Genomic DNA, 23381 nt, shown 5'->3' with positions numbered 1-23381 from the left:
GGGTTGTGTCAGTCATGTATGAAAGATCTCCAGCAAGCGTGGCGCAATCGTGTCCAAGGGTCGAATTTCAACAGCCGCATCAATCGCCGCTGCCGCTTTGGGCATGCCGTATACCGAACTGCTTTGCTGGTCCTGGGCGATGGTCAAAAACCCTTGCTGGCGCATGAGTTTAAGCCCCTGCGCGCCATCGCGACCCATGCCGGTCAACAATACGCCCACGGCCTCACCGTCCCAGTACCGGGCCACACTCTCGAAAAACACATCAATCGAGGGCCGATAAATTTCGTTCACCGGCTCGGCGGTGTAAGCCAGCGTGCCGTTTTTTAACAGGCGGATATGGTGATTGGTCCCGGCCAACAACACCGTGCCGGCTTGCGGCGTTTCGCCATCACGGGCCAGCCGGACATTCACCCCGCACGAGCTGCTCAGCCATTCGGCCATACCGGCGGCGAACACCTGATCCACATGTTGCACCAGCACAATCGCCGCCTGAAACGTCCGCGGCAGGCCTTTGAGCAGGGTTTCCAGCGCTGCGGGGCCGCCCGCCGACGATCCGATGGCCACCAACCTGCGCTGCTCCAGTGATTTGCGCGGCGGAGCCTCGACGGCATGCACCCGCTTAGGGGGCTGCTGGCCCATCAACCAGCCAATGTTCATGATCTTGCGCAACAACGGCGCCGCAGCTTCTTTAGCATCGCCTGCGCCCAATGCCGGGGTATCGACAACGTCCAGCGCGCCGAAACCCATGGCTTCAAACACGCGGTGCACATTCTGCTGCCGGTCAACGGTGACGATCACAATCGCACACGGGCTTTGCGCCATGATCTGGCGCGTGGCCTCCACGCCATCCATGACCGGCATAATCAGGTCCATCAAAATCAAATCGGGCGTGTCCTCGGCACACAGGCGCACCGCTTCTTCGCCGTTACACGCCACCCACACCAAATGATGCTTGGGCTCGAATGCCAACGCCCGGCGCAAGGCCTCTACCGCAAGGGGCATGTCGTTGACGATGGCAATTCTCATGTCTGGGCTCCTCCAATGAGCTCAACCACTGCATCAAGCAGCGCATCGTCATGGAAACTGGCTTTCGCTAAATAGTAGTCGGCTCCTGCATCCAGGCCGCGCCGACGGTCTTCTTCACGGTCTTTATAAGACACGACCATCACCGGCATCGATTGCAGGCGGTTGTCGCGACGCAACAGGGTGACCAGCTCGATGCCGTCCATGCGCGGCATGTCGATATCGGTAATCAACAAATCGAAATGCTCGGCACGCAGCGCGTTCCAACCATCCATACCGTCCACCGCGACCGCCACGTCGTAACCGCGATTGAGCAACAGCTTGCGCTGCAGTTCGCGCACAGTGAGCGAGTCGTCGACCACCAGAATGCGCTTGCGCGCCACCTCGGCGGTGTGCCGGTTGCGCCGGTCAATGCGTTCCAGACGCCCAGTGTTAAGGAGTTTATCGACCGAGCGCAGCATGTCTTCAACGTCCACAATCAGCACCGGCGAGCCATCGTCGAGCAGTGCACCTGCCGAAATGTCCTGCACCTTGCCCAAGCGCGGGTCCAGGGGCAATACCACTAAAGTGCGCTCCCCGATGAACCGTTCGACCGCCACGCCGTAGACCACCTCGCGTTCACGAATGACCACCACCTTCAGGGTCTCGTCATCATTCTGGCCGGCAGGACGCTGTAGCAACTGGCTGGCGGCAACCAGCCCCACGTGCTGCCCTTCGTGCCAGAAGTGCTGGCGGCCTTCGACCTGCACGATGTCCTCAGGCGCAAGGTCGCGCATGCGTTCGATGTGCGCCAGCGGAAAGGCATACGCTTCGTCGCCCACTTCAACGACCAGGCTGCGCACCACCGACAGGGTGAGCGGTACTTCAAGATGGAAACGACTGCCCTGCCCGCTGACCTGCTCCAGCACAATCGACCCACGCAGCAGGCGCACCATGTGCTGCACTGCATCCAGCCCGACGCCACGCCCCGACACTTCAGTCACGGTGTCGCGCAGGCTGAACCCCGGCAGGAATAAAAACGTCAGCAGTTCTTCTTCACTCAACTGCGCGGCCGTGGCCTCGGTGGACAACTGGCGCTGCACGATGGAGCGGCGCAAGCGCTCAAGGTCGACGCCGCCGCCGTCATCGCTCAACTCCAGCACCAGCAGCCCGGCCTGATGCGAGGCACGCAAGCGAATCTCTCCTTCGGCGGGTTTGCCGGCGAGCAACCGCTGCTCGGGGGATTCAATGCCGTGGTCCACCGCGTTGCGCAGCAGGTGCATCAGGGGCGCTTCGAGCTTTTCCAGCACGTCACGGTCCACCTGGGTTTTCTCGCCTTCAATTTCCAGGCGGATCTGTTTGCCCAAGCTGCGCCCCAAATCACGCACCATGCGCTCTTGCCCGGCCAGCACATCGGCGAACGGGCGCATGCGGCAGGCCAGCGCCGTGTCATACAGCAACTGCGCACGTTGACTGGCGTGCCAGCCAAACTCGTCCAGTTGTGCGGTCTGCTCAGTGAGCACGTGCTGCGACTCGGCCAATAAGCGCCGGGCTTCGCTCAGCGCCTCTTCGGCCTCAGGCGTAAGGTTGAGCACCTTGAGCTGATCGCCCAAATGGTCCAGCGCCCGCAAACTGGTGGTTTGCATGCGCTTGAGGCGTTGCATCGTCGCCAGATAAGGCTTGAGCCGCTGGGTTTCCACCAGCGACTTGCTCGACAGGTCAAGCAAGCTGTTAAGGCGCTCGGCCGTGACGCGCAACACCCGCTCACCGCCTTCGGTCAATCGCTGCGGGCGGCGCGCCGGTTCTGCCGCAGGCGCAAGCTCGGGCAGCGGCGCCAGCTCGACCGGCGCAGGCGCCTCAGGCACCACAGGCTCGGGCGCAAGCAACAAGTGCGACACATCAAAGGGCGGTGGCGCCACGCGCGCCGCAGGCGCTGAAGGCTCGACCAGCCGGTTCATCAAGGCTACATACGCCTCAATGTCAGCCGACGTGACCGTATTGCCCGGCGTTGCAATGCGCATTAACAAATCCGTGCCCTGCAACAAGGCATCAATGTGCTCGGGTTGCAGGTACAAGCGCCCTTCCTGCGCACTGACGAGGCAATCTTCCATGACATGGGAAACGCTGACCCCGGCCTCCACACCGACAATCCGCGCTGCACCCTTGAGCGAGTGAGCCGCGCGCATGCAGGCTTCCAGCTGATCGGCCTGGGTCGGGTTACGCTCCAGCGCCAACAAACCGGCATTGAGCACTTGGGTCTGGGCTTCGGCCTCCAGACTGAACAATTCCAGCAACGAGGCGTCGCGCATTTGCTCGGGGGTCATGTGAGGCTCCGGGTAATCGCACCGAGCAACTGCTCTTCATCCAGCCAGCGCAGGCTGCGGGTTTTCCATTGCAAGACACCACGGGTGTAAATGGCGCTGGCGTGATCGCCCGACAGCGACGCGGCAGTGAGCACGCGTTCTTCAATCGTGTGAATGCCATCGACCTCGTCCACCGGCACCACCACCGGCCCGCCGGGTGCAGCCACAATCAGCATGCGCGGCATCACCCGCTGCGCGGTCGTCACACTCACTGTCGGGTCCAGCCCCAGCAACTCCACCAGCGACAGACAAGGCACCAGCGCGCCGCGCACATTGGCCACGCCCATCAGGGCACGGGAGCGTTGATGCGGCAGCGAATGAATCGACTGCAAAGGCGCAACTTCATCCAGGCAGCGGGTCGCCAGCCCCAACCACTCGCCGCCCATGCGAAACACCACCAGCGAGCGGGTCGCATGGGCGTGTTCCAACGCCTGTGGCGCGGCAAATTCCTGCTCGTCCTGAACAAAGGCATAACGATCGAGCAAGCGCGTGGCCGCCGCCGCATACACGGCACAATTACGGCAATGAATGTGTTGGGGCAGCAACGGGCAGGATTTATCGCCGTACACGCCAATGCGGTTCCAACAATCATCAATCGTCTGGGCTTCGGTATGGATCAAACTTTGGGCGGACAGACCGTTCATGATTTGCGCTCACTGTGAAGGGCACGCTCGTTACGCGCAGCCCGGGCCTGCAAACGCTGGGCGCCGGCCACATCGCCCTGCGAGGCCAGCAACGCCGCCAAATGCGCCAGCGCCTCTGCATGTTGGGGTTCCAGGTACAACGCCTTGCGATAAAACCCTTGGGCCTGCGCGGTTTGACCTTCGACATCGCTGAGCAGGCCCAGCCAGTAAAACACCTGGGCTTGCGGGCCATGCTGGTGCAATGCCTGTTCGCACAAGGCGCGGGCTTCGCGGCTTTTGCCCTCATTGGCCAACCGCGCAATGGTCTCCAGCACGCCGTCAGCCTCCTGCACAGGCGCATGCGCTGCCTGAATGGGCGGCCGTTGCGGGGTGAGCGGGCGCGCCGCAAATGGACGACTGACCGCCACCACGGGCAGCGGCAAGGGCCGAACCTGCGGTGTGCGTTCGACCTGGGTTGGCAACACGGCGGGCAGCGCTTGGCTGTGACAAAAGGCAAAAGATTGCGCAGCGCTGATCGAACGCATGCCCAGGCCGTGCAGCAAACTACCCTCGGCCGGGCCGATAAACAGCACCCCGTCCAGACGCGTCATGCGCGTGAGGGCGTCCAGTGCCTGCTGTTGGGTGTTGAGGTCGAAATAAATCAACAAATTGCGGCAAAACACAAAGTCATAGGGCGGTTGACTCGCCGTCAGGGCCGGGTCCAGCACATTGCCGACCTGAAAGTGGATCTGATTACGCACCCGCGCCGACACGTGATACCCATCCGCCTCGAGGGAAAAATGCCGCTCGCGAAAACTGATGTCCTGGCCGCGAAACGAATTCTTGCCATACACCGCACGCTGGGCGCGTTGAATCGAAAGCGGGCTGATGTCCAGCGCATCGACCTTGAACTGATGCGCGGCAAACCCGGCGTCAAACATTGCCATCGCAATCGAATACGGCTCCTCGCCAGTGGAGCACGGCAGGCTCAACAGACGCAGCACCCGTGGACGCGTTTGCGCTGCCAGCCGCTCACGGGCCAGGCGCCCCAGCGTAGGAAAGGATTCGGGGTAACGAAAAAACCAGGTCTCGGGCACGATCACAGACTCGATCAGCGCTTGCTGCTCGTCGGCCGAGGCATTGAGCCGCTGCCAATACTGATCGTGATCCTGCATGTTGAGCGCGGTGCAACGCTGGCGCACGGCCCGCTCAATAATCGCCGGGCCCACGGATGCCACATCAAGCCCGATGCGCCGTTTGAGGAAATCAAAAAACCGTTGATCGGCACTCATGGGCGGGCCTGCCGGGTCGCGTTGAGGCTCTGCTCGGGGAACAACAACCCGCGCACGGCAGGCGTCAGCAATTCATCCACGCGAATCCACTGCAACAGGCCGTCCTTGTCTTTGCGCACCGGTCCCAAATACGGCGCCTCGCGGTTATCCAACCCGTACGGCTGAAAGTCCGCCGGGTCACAGCGCAGGGTTTCACTGGCCTGTTCCAGCACCAGCCCCAGCAAGTGACCGTGATGGCGCACCAACACCAACCGCGTGCTGGTGCGGGCCACGGCGGGTTGGCCGAACGTCATGGCACTGACATCAATCACCGGCACCATGTGCCCGCGATGAGCAAACACCCCGGCCACCCACGCGGGGGCGTGGGCAATGGGCTTGAGCGGTAAACGCGGCAACACCTCCACCACGTCAACCGCCTGCAGGGCATAGCGTTCAGTGCCGATAAAAAACACCAAAAACAGGCAATGCTTCGACGCCTTGACGGCTTCGCGCGGCGCGAGAGGAGCACTCATCAGACTTTGAAACGCGACACGCCGCTGCGCAGCCCGACCGCCACCTGACTCAACTCATCAATGGCAAAGCTGGCCTGACGCAGGGACTCAACCGTCTGGCTGCTGGCATCCCCCAATTGCACCAACGCGTGGTTAATTTGCTCGGCGCCGGTGGCCTGGGCCTGCATGCCTTCGTTGACCATCAACACCCGCGGCGCCAGCGCCTGAACCTGATGAATGATCTGCGACAACTGCTCGCCCACCTGCTGCACCTCCGACATGCCGCGGCGCACCTCTTCGGAGAACTTGTCCATGCCCATCACCCCGGCCGACACCGCCGACTGAATCTCGCGCACCATCTGCTCGATGTCATAGGTGGCCACGGCGGTCTGATCCGCCAGACGACGCACTTCCGTCGCGACCACGGCAAACCCGCGCCCGTACTCACCGGCCTTCTCGGCTTCAATCGCGGCGTTGAGTGACAGCAAGTTGGTCTGATCGGCCACCTTCACGATGGTCACCACCACCTGATTAATATTGCCGGCCTTCTCATTCAGAATCGCCAGCTTGGCGTTCACCAGATCGGCGGCGCCCATGACCGAATGCATGGTGTCTTCCATACGTGCCAGCCCTTGTTGGCCGGAACCGGCCAAAATCGACGCCTGATCCGCCGCCGACGTCACCTCAGTCATGGTGCGCACCAGATCCCGGGACGTGGCCGCGATTTCGCGGGACGTCGCGCCGATTTCCGTGGTAGTGGCGGCGGTTTCAGTGGCCGTGGCCTGTTGCTGCTTGGACGTGGCGGCAATCTCGGTCACCGACGTGGTGACCTGCACCGAAGAACGCTGCGCCTGCGACACCAGCGCCGTCAGCTCGGCCATCATGTCGTTGAAGCCCGTTTCGACGGCACCGAACTCGTCTTTACGCTCAAGGTTCAGGCGCTTGCTCAAATCCCCGGAACGCATGACTTCAAGGATCGACACAATGCGCTGCATCGGCGACATGATAGAACGCAACAACAGGAAGCCCAGCAGCCCCGCCGCCAGCACCGCAATCGCCAGCGAAATCAACATACTGGCCTTAGCCGTCAGCACCGCATCGGAGATGTTGTTACTGGCCCGAATCGCGGCGTTCTGGTTGTCCTGAATCACCTTGTTGAGCTGCTGACGACCGGCACTCCAATTGGGGGTCAATTGTGCGTTCAACAGGCTGCGAGCCTGCGGCATGTCGTTCTTTTCAAACAGCCCGAGAACCGCGTCCAGCGACTGGTCGTACTTTTTATGAAGCGCGACAAAGTCTTCATACAGCGACTTGTCTGCGTCACCGCTGATGGTGGCGCTGTAACCGGCGAGTTCTTTTTCAAGACGGGTTTCGTAGGAGGTGTAGAGCTCTTTTTCGTCCTTGGTCAGGGGACGGCCCTCGCCTTCGTTCATCAGGTGCAGGGTTTGCACGTAACTGTCGACCCAGGCACTGCGGATCATGGAGCTGTGGTACAGGCCCGGGATCGAGTCGGTGCGGACTTTGTCTTCACTGGTTTCGATTTTGACCAAGCGTGAATACGCCGCGACGATCATCAACAGCATGATGGCAATGATTACGGCAAAGCTCGCCAAGATGCGTTGGCGTAACGTCCAGTTCTTCACAGTCGATCCTCGGGGTGCCGTTGAAATGTGGGGGAGTATAGCCGAGGGTTAGGGAGGATTCGTACGGGGTTTGAGACCGATCTCACATCGATTAGCTAAAAAACTTACTCGGTAATGCATCTGCTTTAGTGGCAAGACACACCGAGGTCTTTCTTGATCTTGATCTTGATCTTGATCTTGATCTTGAAAAGTTTCCCTGCCGCCACACAATCGCACGCACACCGCAAAGGCCCCTCACAGCAGGCTGAACGCAGGTGCTGTTGCGGGGGTGGGTCGGCAGGAGCCGAGCCAGCCGTGCTGGGCCATGGATGGCCCGTCACGGCGTGCCCCCGCAACAGTGCCGGAGTGAAGGCACCGTCGAGCCTGAGCGAGGCGGCCGTATGGCAGGGCAAGGACCTTTTGCTTACTTTTGGGGCTGTTTGCCAAAAGTGAGCCGCCGTAAGGGCGGAACCCGTAGAAGGCCTTCACACATCCAACGGATATGTACACAGTTGCTTTAACAGGAACAGGGCGTACATATCCGGCATCAGCGCCTAACTGGATGATTGGTTTCGCTCTTACAGCGAGTCCCTTTTGTCAAACAGCCACAAAAGGAACCAAAAAGGCCTTGCCCTGCCATACGGCCGCCTCGCCTAGGCTCGCCGGTGCCCTCGCTCCGGCGATATAACGGGGGCACGCCGTGACGGGCCATCCATGGCCCAGCACGGCTGTCTCGGCATCCTGCCTCGTCACCCCCGTCATACCGCCTGCGCTCGGCCTTCTGTGAGGGGCCTTTGCGGTGCTCTCAGGGTTGAGTGGCGGCAGTAAAAGACCTTCTGCGGTGTTCTCAGGGTTGAGTGGTAGCAGTAAAACGGGTTGGGAGATCGCGTTTAAAAAACACCGTCTGGAAAGACTCAACTCGGCTGCAATCGCCACCCCAACACGTTGAGCAAATCACACCCATCACGCAGCAACACGGCTGCGGTGGCTGCCAGATGCTTGAGGTCAACCGCATCCGCCTCCTGCACCTCGCGGCTGGAAAAGGTTTCCATCAATTGGGTAACCGCCAGCACACGGGCCGTGGCATTGGCATGCAACACATCAAGCGGGGCGTTTCGGTCAATCAATAAGGCGGGGATCGTGCAGTCGATGGCTGTTAGCGGGATATATGGGGACTTAATCATTGAGACAACTCCTAGATCTTGCGATTAGGCCACCCACTTCCCGTCGCCAAACGAAATCAAAGGTGGCTGCTGTACGCGGGTTGGCGAACCGGCAGAATCTAGGAAAACCCGGCAGACCCGAAGATCTCCCGCGCACAGCAGCCATAAAGGATGGCGATGCAAAATACACGCTTCGCCAAATACAACAACCATTACGCTTCCAAAATCCTGTCCAGGTCGCCAAACCCGGTCGCCCCGAGGGGCGAGCGCAGACTATAGGCGTGACCGAACAACCTCATCAATCAGCAAACCTGTACGAAACCTCCCGCAATTACGTGCGTACAAATCGTAGTGCGACGTCACGCCCGTGCAGCACACGGCGGCTAGGCCGCCTGGTGAACCTGACGTTCCAGCTCAGCCTTGAGCCCCGGCTCCAGCTTGAGCTGTTTGGCCAGTTCGTCCAGGTAGGCACGCTCCATGAAGTGTTCTTCGTCCACCAGCATCACGCTGGCGATGTACATTTCGGCCGCCATTTCCGGGGTGCTTGCCGCACGTGCCACTTCGGCCGGGTCCAGCGGTTTGTTCAGTTCGGCTTTTAACCAGTCCTGCAAACCCGAGTCGCCACTGATTTTGTGGAACTCGCCTTCGATCAATTCACGCTCACGGTCGTCGATGTGGCCATCGGCTTTGGCCGCCGCGACCAGCGCCTTGAGGATGGCCTGGCTGTGCTGTTCAACTTGCACGGGCGGGATGCGGTCGATGGTTTGCGGTTCGGTTTGCGGCGCGGTGCCTTGGCTGGCCTGCCAGTTGCCGTAGGCTTTGTAGGCCAATACGCCCAGCGCCGCCAAGCCGCCGTAGGTGATGGCTTTGCCGCCGATTTTGCGCGCGCTTTTGTTGCCCAGCAGCAGGCCCATGGCTCCCGCCGCCAAGGCCCCGCCGCCCGCCCCCGAAAGCAGGCTGCCTAGCCCGCCCGATCCACCGAGCAATCCGCCAAGTGCGCCTTTGTCGGCACCCGCGCCGGGTTTTGCAGCACCGGTTTTGTTTTGCAATAACTCTTGGCCAGACTTGAGTAACTGATCGAGCAATCCACGCGTATTCATACACAGCCTCTAGCAACAGGGTTGGGGGAGTCAGCAGGCCGACAGAGTAGTTCGCGGCCACGCGCCGTAGTCAGTTGGTTTGCTTCCAGATGTTGCGCCAAGCTTGCCAAACCTACATTAATTGAACCTGAAGACGGCCCGGCACTACCCGCGCAGGCGCGGGGTGGGCCGGGCTGGGTTCATTCGCGCAGGTCTGATTCGTGAATGGGTTGATCGCGATGGGTGGCGCGCTGGTATTGCGCAGGCCAGGTCGCCTGTTTGCCGCCCAGGTCGTCATCGGCATGCAGCGGCCAGTAAGGGTCGCGCAGCAGTTCGCGGGCCAACAAGATCAGGTCGGCCTGGCCGGTGCGCAGGATGTGTTCGGCCTGCGCCGGTTCGGTAATCATGCCGACCGTGCCGGTGGCGATGCCCGATTCTTTGCGGATGCTTTCGGCAAAGCGGGTCTGATAACCCGGCCCGACGGGGATTTCGGCGTTGGCCGATGTGCCCCCCGAAGACACGTCGATCAGGTCGACACCCAACGCTTTGAGCCGCCGCGCCAGTTCGACGGTTTCGTCGGGGTTCCAGCCGTCTTCTACCCAGTCGGTGGCCGATACCCTGACGAACAGGGGCAGTTCTTGCGGCCACACTTCACGCACCGCCTCGGTCACTTGCAGCACCAAACGAATGCGGTTTTCGAACGAACCGCCGTATTGATCGCGGCGCTGGTTGCTCAACGGCGAGAGAAATTGATGCAGCAAGTAGCCGTGAGCAGCGTGGACTTCAACCACCGAAAACCCGGCTTCAAGCGCGCGTTTGGCGGCGCCGGCAAAGGCCTGGATGACGTCCTGGATCTGGCTTTCGTCCAGTTGCGTGGGCACGGTGTGGCGTGGGTCAAAGGCGATGGGCGATGGCCCGACCGGCACCCAGCCGCCGTCTTCCACCTTGATGCTGCCTTGTTTGCCTAACCACGGCCGCCAGGTGCTGGCCTTACGCCCGGCGTGGGCCAACTGGATGCCAGCGACGGCGCCTTGGGCGCGAATAAAGCGGGTGATGCGTTGCAGCGGTTCGATCTGTTGGTCATTCCACAGGCCGAGGTCTTGCGGCGTGATGCGACCATCGGCCGTGACAGCGGTGGCTTCGGTGAAAATCAGCCCGGCACCGCCCACGGCGCGGCTGCCCAAGTGGACCAAGTGCCAGTCGTTGGCCAACCCGTCAACACTGGAGTACTGGCACATGGGCGACACCGCAATGCGGTTCAAGAAGGTCAGTTGGCGCAGGGAATAGGGTTCAAGCAGCAGGCTCATGGGTCACCTCTCATGTCAGTGGGCAAGCTCCAGACGGCTTGACGTCGGTTTGCCGACCAAGCTCTACCCAGAGATTAGTCGACAACACTGAAAGAGGTGGGGTTCAAATCCGCCGTGGCTCAGCGCGGCTCGATGTGGGCGATCATCAGTTGCACGGTCTCGTTGCCACGAAACTCATTGAGGTCGAGTTTGTAGGCCAGTTCAACCCAACGGATGGTCGGATTGGGCCACACCTCGCGGTCGATGCCGAACGCAATGCCGTCCAGTTTGACGCTGCCGCATTCGGTTTTGAGTACCACTTTAAGGTGCCGTTCACCGACGATGCGTTGCTCAACCAGCTGGAACACGCCGTGAAACAGCGGCTCGGGGAAGTGTTGCCCCCATGGGCCGGCATTGCGCAAGGCGCGGGCCAGCTCAAGGTGAAACTCTTCGACGGTCAGGCTGCCATCGGACAGCAGGCGCCCCATGAGGTCTTCTTCACGCAGTTGTCGCCGCACTTCTTCATCGAACGCCTGGCTGAACCGCTCAAAGTTCGCCACCGGCAAGGTCAATCCGGCGGCCATGGCGTGGCCGCCGTATTTGGCGATCAAGTCAGGGTGTTGCGCTGCAACCACGCTCAACGCGTCGCGGATGTGAAAGCCCGGCACAGAACGCCCCGACCCTTTGAGCAAGCCGTCACCCGCATCGGCAAACGCAAACGTGGGCCTGAAATAGCGCTCTTTGAGGCGCGACGCCAGAATCCCGATGACCCCTTGGTGCCAGTCCGGGTCGAACAGGCACAACCCGAACGGCATCGAGTCGACCGGTAATTCCTTGAGCTGGGCCAGCGCTTCGCGCTGCATGCCTTGCTCAATGGATTTGCGGTCCTGGTTCATGTCGTCCAGTTGGGCGGCCATGGCGCGCGCGGCGTTGGCGTCGTCGGTGAGCAGGCATTCGATGCCCAGGCTCATGTCGTCCAGGCGCCCCGCCGCGTTCAGCCGTGGGCCGATGATGAAGCCGAGGTCGGTGGAGGTGATGCGCGCAGGGTCGCGTTTAGCCACTTCCAGAATGGCCTTGAGCCCCGGCCGTGCGCGACCGGCGCGAATCCGTTCCAGGCCCTGATGCACCAGAATCCGGTTGTTGGCGTCCAGCGGCACCACGTCCGCCACACTGCCTAATGCCACCAGGTCCAGCAGTTCAGCGATGTTCGGCGCCTTGCTGTGTTCGTATCGGCCCAGGCTGTTCAAACGCGCACGCAACGCAATGAGCACATAAAAAATCACCCCCACCCCGGCCAATGCCTTGCTGGGAAACTCGCAGCCCGGCTGGTTAGGGTTGACGATGGCATCGGCGGCAGGCAATTCAGTGCCCGGTAAGTGGTGGTCGGTGACCAGCACCTTCAGACCGGCCTTTTTCGCCGCTGCGACCCCTTCTACGCTGGAAATGCCGTTGTCGACCGTGATGAGCAACTGCGGCTCGCGGGTCAGGGCAACTTCGACGATTTCCGGGGTCAGCCCGTAGCCGTACTCAAAGCGGTTGGGCACCAGGTAATCGACATGCGCGGCCCCCAGTAACCGCAGGCCCAGCATGCCGACGGTGCTGGCCGTCGCGCCATCGGCGTCGAAATCGCCGACGATCAGGATGCGCTGACGCTGGTCCAGCGCCTGCACCAGCAAATCCACGGCGGCATCAATGCCTTTGAGCTGCTGGTACGGAATCAACCGCGCCAGGCTCTTGTCCAGTTCAGCGGGCGACTGCACGCCACGGGCGGCGTACAACCGTGTCAGTAACGTCGGCATTTCGCCCAGAAAAGGCAGGGTTTCAGGCAATGGACGAGGTTCGATGCGCATAGGCGGGGGATGTGTCTCTGTGTCTGAAGGTTGAAAGATTCACGCAGGGCGAGGATTAACCGCGCTCGCCGGTCAACCACTGCAATTGCACTTCGTGCTGGCCGCGATCATCGGTCACGAATATCGTGCCTTCGCTGATCATCACGTCCCACTTGATGACCCGGGGCATGTCTTTGGCCAAGGTTTCGAGGACGTCTTGCGGCACGGCCGCCACGTTGACGTTTTTCAGGTTTTTGATCGCCGGGATCACTTTGCCTTCCCAGACGCGCAGGCTGCCGTAGGCCAGCAAACTGGTGCGTTCTGTGCGGCGCGAACACCAGGTCAGGCGCTCGGCGTCAGGCTGGCCGACTTCGATCCAGTGCAAAACACGGTCATCCAGGCTTTTTTCCCACAGCGCCGGTTCGTCTACATCAGACAGGCCGCGGCCGAAGGACAGTTGTTCGTTGTACCAGAAGGCATATGCCAGCAAACGCACGGTCATGCGCTCTTCGGTTTCCGAAGGGTGACGGGCGATGGTCTGTTTTACGCTCTCATACACACCGCGATCCAGATCGGTGAGGTTGAGTTCAAACTTATAAGTCGTGGACGGCTGGGCCATGAACGGGCTTCTTGATACGGAGAAAGGCGGCAAGTCTACCCGATACGCCAAGGATCAACGAACTCTGCGGCTTCTTGCGCGCCCGCTCCTATGTTAAAAGGCTGTACTCGCACGCTCCCGGACAAGGATTACTCATGCCCCTCGCTGCCAAACCCCTTTCGGGCCTTAAGGTTGTCGAACTCGGAACGCTGATCGCCGGGCCGTTTGCTTCACGTATTTGCGCCGAATTCGGGGCGCAGGTGATTAAGGTCGAATCCCCGGATGGGGGCGATCCCTTGCGCAAGTGGCGCAAGCTGTACGAGGGCACGTCGCTGTGGTGGTTCGTGCAGGCGCGCAACAAAAAATCCCTGACGCTCAACCTCAAGCACCCCGAAGGCATTCAGGTGCTCAAGGCGTTGCTGGCCGACGCGGATATCCTGATCGAAAACTTCCGGCCCGGTGTGCTCGAGAAGCTTGGGCTGGGGTGGGACGTGTTGCATGCCTTGAACCCCAAGTTGGTCATGGTCCGCCTATCGGGCTTTGGCCAGACCGGGCCGATGAAGGATCAGCCAGGGTTTGGCGCCGTGGGGGAGTCGATGGGCGGGTTGCGTTACATCACCGGCTTCGAAGACCGGCCGCCCGTGCGCACCGGCATTTCCATTGGAGACTCGATTGCCGCGCTGTGGGGCGTGATCGGTGCATTGATGGCCTTGAGGCACCGCGAGGTGAATGGCGGCCAGGGCCAAGTGGTGGATGTGGCGTTGTATGAAGCCATTTTCGCGATGATGGAAAGCATGGTTCCCGAATTCGATGTGTTCGGTTTTATTCGCGAACGCACGGGAAATATCATGCCCGGTATCACACCTTCTTCGATCCATACCAGCCTGGACGGCAAGCACGTTCAGATTGGCGCCAACGGCGATGCCATTTTCAAACGTTTTATGCAGCTGATTGGCCGTGACGATTTGGCAAACGACCCGCTGTTGGCCAGCAATGACGGGCGCGACGCGCGACGCGATGAGCTGTACGGCGTGATTGATCGTTGGGTGGCCTCGCTGCCGCTGGAGGCGGTGCTTGAGCAATTGAATACGGCGCAGGTGCCGGCCAGCCGTATTTTCTCGGCGCAAGACATGTTCAGCGACCCGCAGTTTCTGGCGCGGGAAATGTTTTTGAGTGCCAAGCTGCCCGACGGCAAGGACTTTAAAATGCCAGGCATTGTGCCCAAGCTCTCCGACACACCCGGATCGGCTGAGTGGGTGGGGCCTGAGTTGGGTGCCCATAACAACGAAGTGCTCGGTGCGCTGGGCTACGACGCCTCGGCCATTGCGGCACTGAAACACAACGGCGCCATTTAGCAGAGGGGTTCATCTCCCTTTTCAAACGCAGTAGAAGGAACACCGCACCATGACGATTCGCTCACGGCGGCCATGCCGTTGGGCTCAACTCATTCCGTGGGCGCTGCTGGGCTGGGCGTGCATGAGTTCAGGGGCCGAAAAACTCACGTGGCTGATGCGCGACTTGCCCCCGCTAACCGTCTTTGAAGGCCCGCAAAAAGGTCAGGGGGTGATTGATCAACTCATGCCCTTCCTGATCGCCAACCTGCCTGAATACGAACATGTGGTGGTGCAGGTCAATCGGGCCCGCGCCATGCAAATGCTGCAAGACCCGACCCTGACGTGCGACCCGGCGCTGGTGTGGAATCCGGCACGTGCGCGTTCAATCGCCTACTCAGCGCCGGTCATGGGCTTACACAGTAACGGGCTGGTAATCCGCAGCAGCGATCAGCCGAAGATCGCGCCTTATGTCACCGATCACGCCGTGGACCTCAAGCGCATGCTCAATGCCCAAGGCATGCGGCTGGGGGTGGTGGCCAAGCGCAGTTATGGCATGTGGATCGATGAACAACTGGCGCACAGCGAAGACCGCCAGGTGTTTGTTCACCACGGCAATGATGCGCTGGGCAGTCTCTTGCAAATGCAGCATGCAGGCCGACTGGAAGGTGTTTTGGGGTATTGGCCCGAGATCCAGTCCAAGTCCCGGCAGCAAGGTTTGCCGTATGAGACGCTGCTGTTCTATCGGATTTTGGGCGCGCCCGCTTATCAGCCGATTTATATCGGTTGCTCCGACACCCCTGCCGGCCACGAAGCGTTGGTCCGGATTAACCGGGCATTGGCAACGTTGGGGCCGGACGCCTTGCGCGAGGCAGAAGCTCGGTGGCAAGAGCCCGGCCAGCCAGACGACTACTTGAATGGACAAACAGCCCCGCCTAAACGTCCGCTCTCGCGCTGACAAATTTTGCTCAAAAAAAACCCCGAGCAGTGGGGAGTCAACTCGGGGTTTAACAGGATCATGTGATCCGCTCGACAGGCTTCAGGCATCGGAGCAAAACGCTTGATCCCGTCGATGAAAAATCTGACAAGCCAGTAGGAAAAAAGGTTCCCTGGTGCAGCAATCATATTTGCTCAGTGGGCCAAAGCGTTGAAACACGGAACCTGATAAGCCTGCAACAACTGGTTCAAGCGACTCAATGTGACGGGTTTGGCCAGGCAACCCAGCACCTTAAGGCCTTGACTGCGTGCCAGATGCGCGGCCGTTTCAACCACCTGCGGCGCAGCACTGGATTGAATGATCAGTGCCGAAGCATTTCGGTGCTCCGCCAGTTCACGGATCAACTCAAGCCCGGAGAGGTTGTCCAGGTAAAGGTCGCAAATGGCGATATCGATAGCACCGCGCACAGCGAGGGAATGACGTGCTGCTTCCAGGCTTGAAGCCGTGAGCACATCAAAGATGCGGCATGCGTTCAACATTTGATGGATGGCCATCAACTGAAACGGATTGTCTTCAAGGATCAGTACTTTCAGATTTTGCATCATCAGCCTTTACAGCAGCGGAACGATTTCTCGAATGGAGCGCACTGTAGAAGGCTCGAACTGAACAAAACATAAGACAAATCTTGAATTTCGGTAAGAAAACCCTACGCAGCACTACATCTTCGGGCCCGTAGACAATTGCCTCAAGGTAGAGCCCACTTTCTGAATTCCGCCCCATCAAACCACCCCCCCACCAGCCCTTCCAACTGCCCGGTGGAAGAATAAAAGGGAACAGTCCACTGATAAATCTCAGTACTGCAGGCCTTGAATACCAGTACGCGTTTTTTATAAAAGGGCTTTCGGCTTCGAATAACGCTCAATAACTCTTGATGTAGCTGCTCAGCCAACGGCGGCGGATAAAGATTAACTTCAAGACTGGTTAACCCTTGAATCCGCTCCAGCTTGACGGACAAACGCTCTTCATAACTGCGGTTGCAGGTGACCAGCTCACCTTTTACGCCGACGACAAAAATGGGGCTGGGTATACCGTCCAGGTAGCGGCGCTGGAAATGGATGCCTTCTCGTAACTGTGCTTCGCGCGCTTGCCCGAGCCTAATTTGTTTATGCAGGCGCCTATTGCATAAAAACAGCACCAGGCCTGCCACCAGCAACGCGGTCACTGGCACATACAACCAGGGTGAGTGATAAAAAGAGCCCTCGACGAACGGCGCTTTACCCACCCCGCCCAGCCACTTGCTTCTCAACGTCCGGATTTCCGTCATGGTCATGGCTTCCAGCGCCTTGTTCACAATGCTCAAGAGCTCGGGGTGCTTTACATGCACTGAAAACGTATCAGCCGACCAGCGACCATCAACGGTGCGGCCCACCTTGAGGCGGCCCGGCGGATAGAGGTACGCCTGTGTCTCGCTTTGAATCGTTGCATCTGCCTCGCCTTTTTCCACCAGGCTCCTGGCCTGATCGAAACTGGCAACCGTGCGTATTTCAACCTCCGGATGCTCGCGCCTGATCATGGCTTCAAGGGCATGCCTGGCGGGCAGTGCCAAAACTTTGCCGGACAGCTGTTCCAGCGAGCCCAGCCGGGAATCATGGGTGCGAACGATAAACACCCATGGCGCCCCGCCGTAGGAGTACGTGAAGTTGAGAAACGCCTTGCGCTCCGGACTGATCGATAACGTGGCATTCATCTGCCCTTGACCGCTCTTGAGCAGGCTCAACGTTTGAGCGGTCGAAAACGACTCTTCATGAACGAATTGCAGACCGGTCATGCGTGAAATGCGCGCGAGGATATCAATGCTCAAGCCTTCCCACTCACCCACGGCGTTCTTGAAGGTGTAAAGCGGAAATTGCTGGCTTACCACCGTGACCACCGGGTTGGCCTTGATCCATTCACGCTCATTGGGGAGCAAATCTATATGTTGCTGGGCAATGCTTCCCTCTAACCCGTGGGTCCAGCGTGAAAGGATAAGCTCCGAGAGGGTGTCATCCACGCTGTCGAGTACCTGATTGATCAGGTACGTTAATTGACGGTCTGCAAGACGGGTAGCAAAGGCGAACCCCGAGACCGGTATGGCGCTGTCATCGATGATGCGCAATCTTGAAAAAGGGCGGATGCTCTTGAAGGCCTGAACAATGATTTCATTACCGATGAAAGCATCGATATCCCCTTCTATCAGTGCCTCCATGGCACTGTGCATATTAGGCGTGATGATGATTTCGCTGTCTGGATAGAACGCGTGGGCGGCTTGAATATCGATGTAACCGTCCACGAAGCCGATCTTTTTGCCCGCCCATTCAACGATGGATTCAGATTCCGAATCACGCCCGACAATGACTGGCTGATCAACCATGTAATGCTGCGAGAACTCGATGCCCTCGATCCCTCGCTCAAACCCACTGGCGCTGGTCAATACATCAATCTTGCCCGCCAGCAGTTCGGCGACAGCCTGATCGCGCTTGCGGTAGCCAAGCACCTCGACCTCAGCCCCTAACTTGTCCCGAATAATGCTCAGATAATCGGCGCTGATACCTTGATAACGATTTCGGTCGTTGGTGATATCGATGGGTTCGTAATCATCGATCGTGATCCCCACGCGAAGCTTCCCGTGCTCTTGCAGCCAACGCTTTTCTTCGCTGTCCAGACGCAACGGCTTGAAACTGGCAAAGCTTGGGGGCAGCTTGAAGGGTAATCCGTGTGCGGCATCGACCGTCTGCATAAAACTCAGCAACCCGATAACCAGCACGGCGTAGATCCATGATTCAAATGCCTGAAGAGTACGTGACATGGCAGCTTCCTTGACCGACAACTCGCCAGCCTTGGAGGGCGAGAACGGCGCAAGTTTGCCACGCAGAAACAAAAAAGCCCGTCAGGCGACGGGCTTCAATGTATGTAGGACAAGACCTTTTACAAGGCTTTACCCCGGTTGCCATGCTGGCTGACAAAGGCTTGAACGGCTTTGAGATCGTTTGCCAGAACGGTGTAACGCTCTTCTCGCGCAAACAAATCAGAAAGATGCGCTGGGAGTTGCAATGCCTTTCCTACGCCTGCCTTCTCAACCGCCTCAGGGAACTTCACCGGGTGAGCCGTGCCCAGAGTCACCATGGGGATGTCCAGGCTGCGGCGGCATTCACGTGCTGCCTTCACGCCAATGGCCGTGTGCGGGTCCAGCACTTCGCCGGTTTCTGCGAACACCTGGGCGATCGTTTCACAGGTCTGGGTGTCATCAACGGCCAACGAATCAAACAGGCGGCGGGCTTCGGTCCAGCGATCGTCTTCAACGCTGAAGTGGCCGGTTTGTTTGAACGTGTCCATCAGCTCGGCAACCAGCGCACCGTTACGCCCGTGCAGGTCGAACAACAAGCGTTCGAAGTTCGAGGACACCATGATGTCCATCGACGGCGACAGGGTCGCGTGCAGGGTTTCTTTGGCGTACTGGTTGCCGCTCATGAAGCGGTGCAGGATGTCATTGCGGTTGGTGGCAACAATCAACTGATTGATCGGCAGCCCCATGTTGCGCGCCAGGTAACCGGCGAAGATGTCGCCGAAGTTGCCCGTGGGCACCGAGAACGACACGGAACGGTGTGGCCCGCCCAGTTGCAAGGCCGCGTGGAAGTAGTAAACGATCTGGGCCATGATCCGCGCCCAGTTGATCGAATTCACGGCAACCAGACGCGTGCCCTTCAGGAAACCCTGGTCCGCGAAGCTGGCCTTGACCATTTCCTGGCAGTCGTCGAAGTTGCCTTCGATGGCCAGGTTATGGATGTTGTCACCAAACAGCGTGGTCATCTGGCGACGCTGCACTTCAGACACCCGGTTATTGGGGTGCAGAATAAAAATGTCCACGTTTTCGCAGTGCTTGCAGCCTTCAATCGCCGCCGAACCGGTGTCACCGGAGGTGGCGCCGACAATCACCACCCGCTCACCGCGCTTTTCGAGCACGTAGTCGAGCAAGCGACCCAGCAGTTGCAGGGCGAAATCCTTAAATGCCAGCGTCGGGCCGTGGAACAGCTCCAGCACCCATTCATTGCCATTGAGCTGACGCAAAGGCGCGACGGCCGCGTGGGAGAACACGCCGTAGGTTTCTTCGAGAATCTTTTTGAAATCGGCATCCGGGATGCTGCCTGTCACAAACGGACGCATCACGCGAAATGCCAGCTCGTGGTAAGGCAGGCCGGCCCACGAGGCGATTTCTTCCTGGGTAAAGCGTGGCAGGTTTTCCGGCACGTACAGGCCGCCATCACTGGCCAGACCGGCCAGCAGGACATCTTCAAAATTCAGGGCCGGTGCCTGGCCGCGGGTACTGATATAGCGCATTAGGGCGAACCTTCAAGGTGAGCGGCAAGCCGTGGCGTCATGGCCCCCGTCAACGCCGGATGGCGCGTTAGCGGGGGCAAGCGCCTACAGCCTGCCGCTGGTCATTAATTTAGATGTTCCACGCGGATGCGGACCACTGAACCGACTACGCCTTGCAACGCTTCCAGCGCGGTGATGGCGTCGTTCATGTGCTGCTCAAGCACGCGATGGGTCAACAGAATCATGGGCACCAGGCCGTCATGCTCTTCGACTTCTTTCTGCATGATCGATTCGATGTTGATGCCGCGCTCGGACAGGATGCTGGCCACTTGCGCCAGAACGCCGGGATGGTCCTTGGCCTGAATGCGCAAGTAGTACGCGCTTTCGCAGGCTTCGATCGGCAGAATCGGATGATCAGACAGCAAGTCTGGCTGAAAGGCCAGGTGCGGCACACGGTTCTCGGGGTCGGAGGTCATGGCACGTACCACGTCGACCAGATCTGCCACGACCGAGGAAGCGGTTGGCTCCATGCCGGCGCCAGCACCGTAGAACAAGGTCGAACCTGCGGCGTCACCGTTGACCATCACGGCGTTCATTACGCCGTTGACATTGGCAATCAGGCGGTCGGCCGGGATCAGAGTTGGGTGAACCCGCAGCTCAATGCCGCTGGCCGTGCTGCGGGCAACGCCCAGGTGCTTGATGCGGTAGCCCAATGCTTCGGCGTAGTTCACGTCAGCGGTTGTCAGCTTGGTGATGCCCTCGGTGTAGGCTTTGTCGAATTGCAGCGGAATACCGAACGCGATAGACGCCAGAATTGTCAGCTTATGGGCAGCGTCAATGCCTTCAACGTCGAAGGTCGGATCGGCTTCGGCATAACCCAGCGCTTGCGCTTCTGCCAGAACGTCTTCGAAGGTCCGGCCTTTCTCGCGCATCTCGGTGAGGATGAAGTTGCCCGTGCCATTAATGATGCCAGCCACCCAGTTGATGCGGTTGGCAGACAAGCCTTCGCGGATTGCCTTGATGACCGGAATGCCGCCCGCGACCGCCGCTTCGAACGCAACAATCACGCCCTTCTCCTGGGCTTTGGCGAAAATTTCGTTGCCATGAACGGCAATCAGCGCCTTGTTGGCCGTGACCACATGCTTGCCGTTTTCAATGGCTTTGAGCACCAGCTCGCGGGCAACGGTGTAACCGCCGATCAACTCGATCACGATGTCGATTTCAGGGTTGGTTGCAACAGCGAATACATCGTTGGTAATGGGGGTACCGGTAATGTCGCACTGAGTGTTTGGCGTACGCATCGCAATTTGCGCAACCTGGATGCCACGCCCGGCACGGCGGGCAATCTCCTCGGCGTTACGCTTAAGTACGTTGAAGGTGCCGCCACCGACGGTCCCTAGTCCACAGATGCCTACTTTGACCGGATTCACGCTGAACTCCCCATAAAACGGCCGACGCTGGGTCGGCCGTGGAAAACAACCGTGGTCTGCCACGGTTCTCTATTAATGGACGGGTCATTGAACGACCCGCCCATGCTCGTCAAAGGCTTACTGTGACGAGGCAGGATTATTTAACACTGAGTGCCAGCTTGCCAACCTGTGCAGCCGGCTGATACCCCGGAATGACCTGGCCATCGGCCAAAACAATTGCCGGTGTACCGTTTACGCCAATGGACTGACCCAGTGCGAACTGCTTGGACACGGGGTTGGCGCACTTGGGCGCATCAACCGTTTTGCCATTGGTCATTTTGTCCATGGCGCTTTTCTTGTCCTTCGAGCACCAGACCGCTTGCAACTGTTGATCACCGGCCGAGCCCAAACCCTGACGCGGGAACGCTACATAGCGCACTTCAATGCCCATTTTGTTCAGCTCAGGCACTTCTTCGTGCAGCTTGTGGCAGTACGGGCAGGTGGTGTCGGTAAACACCGTGATGTGCGATTTGGTTTCGCCTACCGCCGGGTACACAACGGTTTCTGTTGCAGGAATCCCGTTGATCAGCTTGGCGACGCTGACGCGCTCGGCCTTTTCGGTCAGGTTGACCGGCTTGCCGTCTTTGAGCTGAAACATGTAGCCCTGCACGATGAACTGGCCGTCAGCGCTGGCATACAGCACACGGCTGCCTTTGAGCTTGACTTCGTACAGGCCCGCCATCGGGCTGGCACTGATGCTTTCGACCGGAACGTCCAGCTGCAGCGTTTCAAGGCTTTTACGAATGGCTTGCTCGGCGCCGGTATCGGCAAACGAAAAGGTACTGACCAACGCAATGGCTGCGGCGGCGAAGATCTGGGTCACGCGCATGAGAACTCCTGAAGGCGGACAAAACGGCCGAATGTGAATACCCCGGGGTAAAAAGGGGTGTAGCGGCTCGTTTTCTAAACCGGCAAAGCCTACCACAGTTGGCCCGCAAGGCCGACTGTGGCTGATGCAAGGCCTGAGACGGTACTTCAACCACGCGGATGGTGTTTGGCGTGCAAGTCTTGCAAGCGGGCGCGGGCCACATGGGTGTAGATCTGGGTGGTCGAGAGGTCGCTGTGCCCAAGCAGCATTTGCACCACCCGCAAGTCCGCCCCGTGATTGAGCAAATGGGTTGCGAAGGCGTGGCGCAGCGTATGCGGCGACAGTGATTTGTCGATACCGGCTACTTTGGCCTGGTGCTTGATGCGGTGCCAAAAGGTCTGGCGGGTCATTTGCTCCCCGCGCTGACTGGGGAACAGCACATCACTGGGACGGCCGCTCAAGAGTTCATGCCGGGCGTCACGCAGGTAGCGTTCAACCCACACAATCGCCTCTTCTCCCATGGGCACCAGCCGCTCTTTACTGCCCTTGCCCATGACCCTCAGCACACCCTGGCGCAAGTTGACCTGCTCCAGCGTCAGGCTGATCAACTCGGTGACCCGCAACCCACAGGCATACAAGACCTCCAGCATGGCGCGATCGCGCTGGCCGATGGCTTCGCTCAGGTCAGGGGCGGCCAGCAACGCTTCGACATCGGCCTCGGACAAGGATTTGGGCAAGGGTCGACCCAGTTGAGGCATATCGACTTGCAGCGTCGGATCAACCGCAATCACTCTTTCGCGCAGCAAGTAACGATAGAACCCACGCGCCCCTGACAGAAACCGCGCCGTAGAACGCGGTTTGTAGTGTTGATCGAGGCGCCAGGCCAGATGGTCGAGTAGCAACTCGCGCCCAGCGTTGGGCAATCCGATCCCGCGCTCCTGTAACCAGCCATTGAAGAGCGCCAAATCACTGCGGTACGCGTCACGGGTGTTGTCAGACAGGCCTTTTTCCAGCCACAAGGCATCCAGAAAACGGTCAATAAGCGGGTCATCTATAGCTGGCATTGGCGCTCGAAACGCGCAGGCATCGAGCCGCGCATAAATAAATAGTGAACAGTGAAAGTGGCCGCTAGTCT

19 protein-coding genes are annotated in these 23381 nt (G+C 59.5%); 2 read left to right on the top strand and 17 right to left on the bottom strand.

What is annotated here, in order from left to right; all coding sequences use genetic code 11:
• Positions 1-12: 12 nt before the first annotated feature.
• From HBN68_RS11490 to HBN68_RS11440, 11 genes are all read right to left on the bottom strand, one after another.
• Entirely contained in the window at positions 13-1026 is a 1014-nt protein-coding gene (locus HBN68_RS11490; RefSeq protein WP_169964159.1) for a chemotaxis response regulator protein-glutamate methylesterase, read from the bottom strand.
• Positions 1023-3326 (bottom strand): hybrid sensor histidine kinase/response regulator, encoded by a 2304-nt coding sequence (locus tag HBN68_RS11485; RefSeq protein WP_169964157.1) that lies wholly within the window; start codon positions 3324-3326, stop codon positions 1023-1025. The genes HBN68_RS11490 and HBN68_RS11485 overlap by 4 nt, the downstream gene beginning before the upstream one ends.
• A complete protein-coding gene (locus tag HBN68_RS11480; RefSeq protein WP_094992460.1) occupies positions 3323-4009 on the bottom strand; it encodes a chemotaxis protein CheW in 687 nt (228 codons plus the stop codon). Before HBN68_RS11480 ends, HBN68_RS11485 begins: the two co-directional genes overlap by 4 nt.
• Positions 4006-5280: a protein-glutamate O-methyltransferase CheR gene (locus tag HBN68_RS11475; RefSeq protein WP_169964154.1), complete on the bottom strand. Its 1275-nt coding sequence runs from the start codon at positions 5278-5280 to the stop codon at positions 4006-4008. Before HBN68_RS11475 ends, HBN68_RS11480 begins: the two co-directional genes overlap by 4 nt.
• A complete protein-coding gene (locus tag HBN68_RS11470) occupies positions 5277-5792 on the bottom strand; it encodes a chemotaxis protein CheW (protein WP_169964153.1) in 516 nt (171 codons plus the stop codon). The genes HBN68_RS11475 and HBN68_RS11470 overlap by 4 nt, the downstream gene beginning before the upstream one ends.
• The gene (locus HBN68_RS11465; protein WP_169964151.1) at positions 5792-7414 is read right to left on the bottom strand and encodes a methyl-accepting chemotaxis protein; all 1623 of its coding nucleotides are present in this window, start codon (positions 7412-7414) and stop codon (positions 5792-5794) included. The genes HBN68_RS11470 and HBN68_RS11465 overlap by 1 nt, the downstream gene beginning before the upstream one ends.
• Before the next feature lie 893 nt (positions 7415-8307).
• Positions 8308-8577 carry a hypothetical protein gene (locus HBN68_RS11460; RefSeq protein WP_047277335.1) on the bottom strand — a complete coding sequence of 90 codons (270 nt, stop codon included), beginning with the start codon at positions 8575-8577 and terminating at the stop codon, positions 8308-8310.
• 362 nt (positions 8578-8939) lie between these two features.
• On the bottom strand, positions 8940-9656 hold the full coding sequence (locus HBN68_RS11455) for a tellurite resistance TerB family protein (RefSeq protein WP_169964143.1): 717 nt from the start codon (positions 9654-9656) through the stop codon (positions 8940-8942).
• 179 nt (positions 9657-9835) lie between these two features.
• On the bottom strand, positions 9836-10942 hold the full coding sequence (locus tag HBN68_RS11450) for an NADH:flavin oxidoreductase/NADH oxidase (protein ID WP_094992466.1): 1107 nt from the start codon (positions 10940-10942) through the stop codon (positions 9836-9838).
• A 119-nt stretch (positions 10943-11061) separates the two neighbouring features.
• Positions 11062-12771 (bottom strand): single-stranded-DNA-specific exonuclease RecJ, encoded by a 1710-nt coding sequence (gene recJ / locus HBN68_RS11445; protein WP_094992467.1) that lies wholly within the window; start codon positions 12769-12771, stop codon positions 11062-11064.
• Between the two features lie 55 nt (positions 12772-12826).
• A complete protein-coding gene (locus HBN68_RS11440) occupies positions 12827-13369 on the bottom strand; it encodes a YaeQ family protein (protein WP_094988811.1) in 543 nt (180 codons plus the stop codon).
• A gap of 134 nt (positions 13370-13503) precedes the next feature.
• Here HBN68_RS11440 and HBN68_RS11435 point away from each other — a divergent pair, with 134 nt between their 5' ends.
• Both HBN68_RS11435 and HBN68_RS11430 read left to right on the top strand, forming a co-directional pair.
• Complete coding sequence (locus HBN68_RS11435) at positions 13504-14703, top strand: CaiB/BaiF CoA-transferase family protein (RefSeq protein ID WP_094992468.1); 1200 nt, start codon at positions 13504-13506, stop codon at positions 14701-14703.
• A 49-nt stretch (positions 14704-14752) separates the two neighbouring features.
• Positions 14753-15637, top strand: coding sequence for a TIGR02285 family protein (locus tag HBN68_RS11430; RefSeq protein WP_094992469.1), 885 nt, complete (start codon positions 14753-14755; stop codon positions 15635-15637).
• Between the two features lie 173 nt (positions 15638-15810).
• Here HBN68_RS11430 and HBN68_RS11425 read toward each other — a convergent pair whose 3' ends face one another.
• The 6 genes from HBN68_RS11425 to xerD form a co-directional block, all read right to left on the bottom strand.
• Positions 15811-16218, bottom strand: coding sequence for a response regulator (locus tag HBN68_RS11425; RefSeq protein WP_094992470.1), 408 nt, complete (start codon positions 16216-16218; stop codon positions 15811-15813).
• 143 nt (positions 16219-16361) lie between these two features.
• The gene (locus HBN68_RS11420; protein ID WP_169964141.1) at positions 16362-18461 is read right to left on the bottom strand and encodes a transporter substrate-binding domain-containing protein; all 2100 of its coding nucleotides are present in this window, start codon (positions 18459-18461) and stop codon (positions 16362-16364) included.
• A 119-nt stretch (positions 18462-18580) separates the two neighbouring features.
• Positions 18581-19990 (bottom strand): threonine synthase, encoded by a 1410-nt coding sequence (thrC, locus tag HBN68_RS11415; RefSeq protein ID WP_169964139.1) that lies wholly within the window; start codon positions 19988-19990, stop codon positions 18581-18583.
• Between the two features lie 104 nt (positions 19991-20094).
• Positions 20095-21399, bottom strand: a complete 1305-nt coding sequence (locus tag HBN68_RS11410; protein WP_094992473.1) for a homoserine dehydrogenase — start codon at positions 21397-21399, stop codon at positions 20095-20097.
• 136 nt (positions 21400-21535) lie between these two features.
• On the bottom strand, positions 21536-22267 hold the full coding sequence (locus HBN68_RS11405; protein WP_169964137.1) for a thioredoxin fold domain-containing protein: 732 nt from the start codon (positions 22265-22267) through the stop codon (positions 21536-21538).
• A gap of 146 nt (positions 22268-22413) precedes the next feature.
• Positions 22414-23310: a site-specific tyrosine recombinase XerD gene (gene xerD / locus HBN68_RS11400; protein ID WP_094992475.1), complete on the bottom strand. Its 897-nt coding sequence runs from the start codon at positions 23308-23310 to the stop codon at positions 22414-22416.
• Positions 23311-23381: the final 71 nt, after the last annotated feature.

Origin of the sequence: Pseudomonas sp. WS 5078, assembly GCF_012985745.1 — a bacterium.
GTDB lineage: Bacteria > Pseudomonadota > Gammaproteobacteria > Pseudomonadales > Pseudomonadaceae > Aquipseudomonas > Aquipseudomonas lundensis_A.
This window is presented reverse-complemented; position numbering and strand designations above follow the sequence as displayed.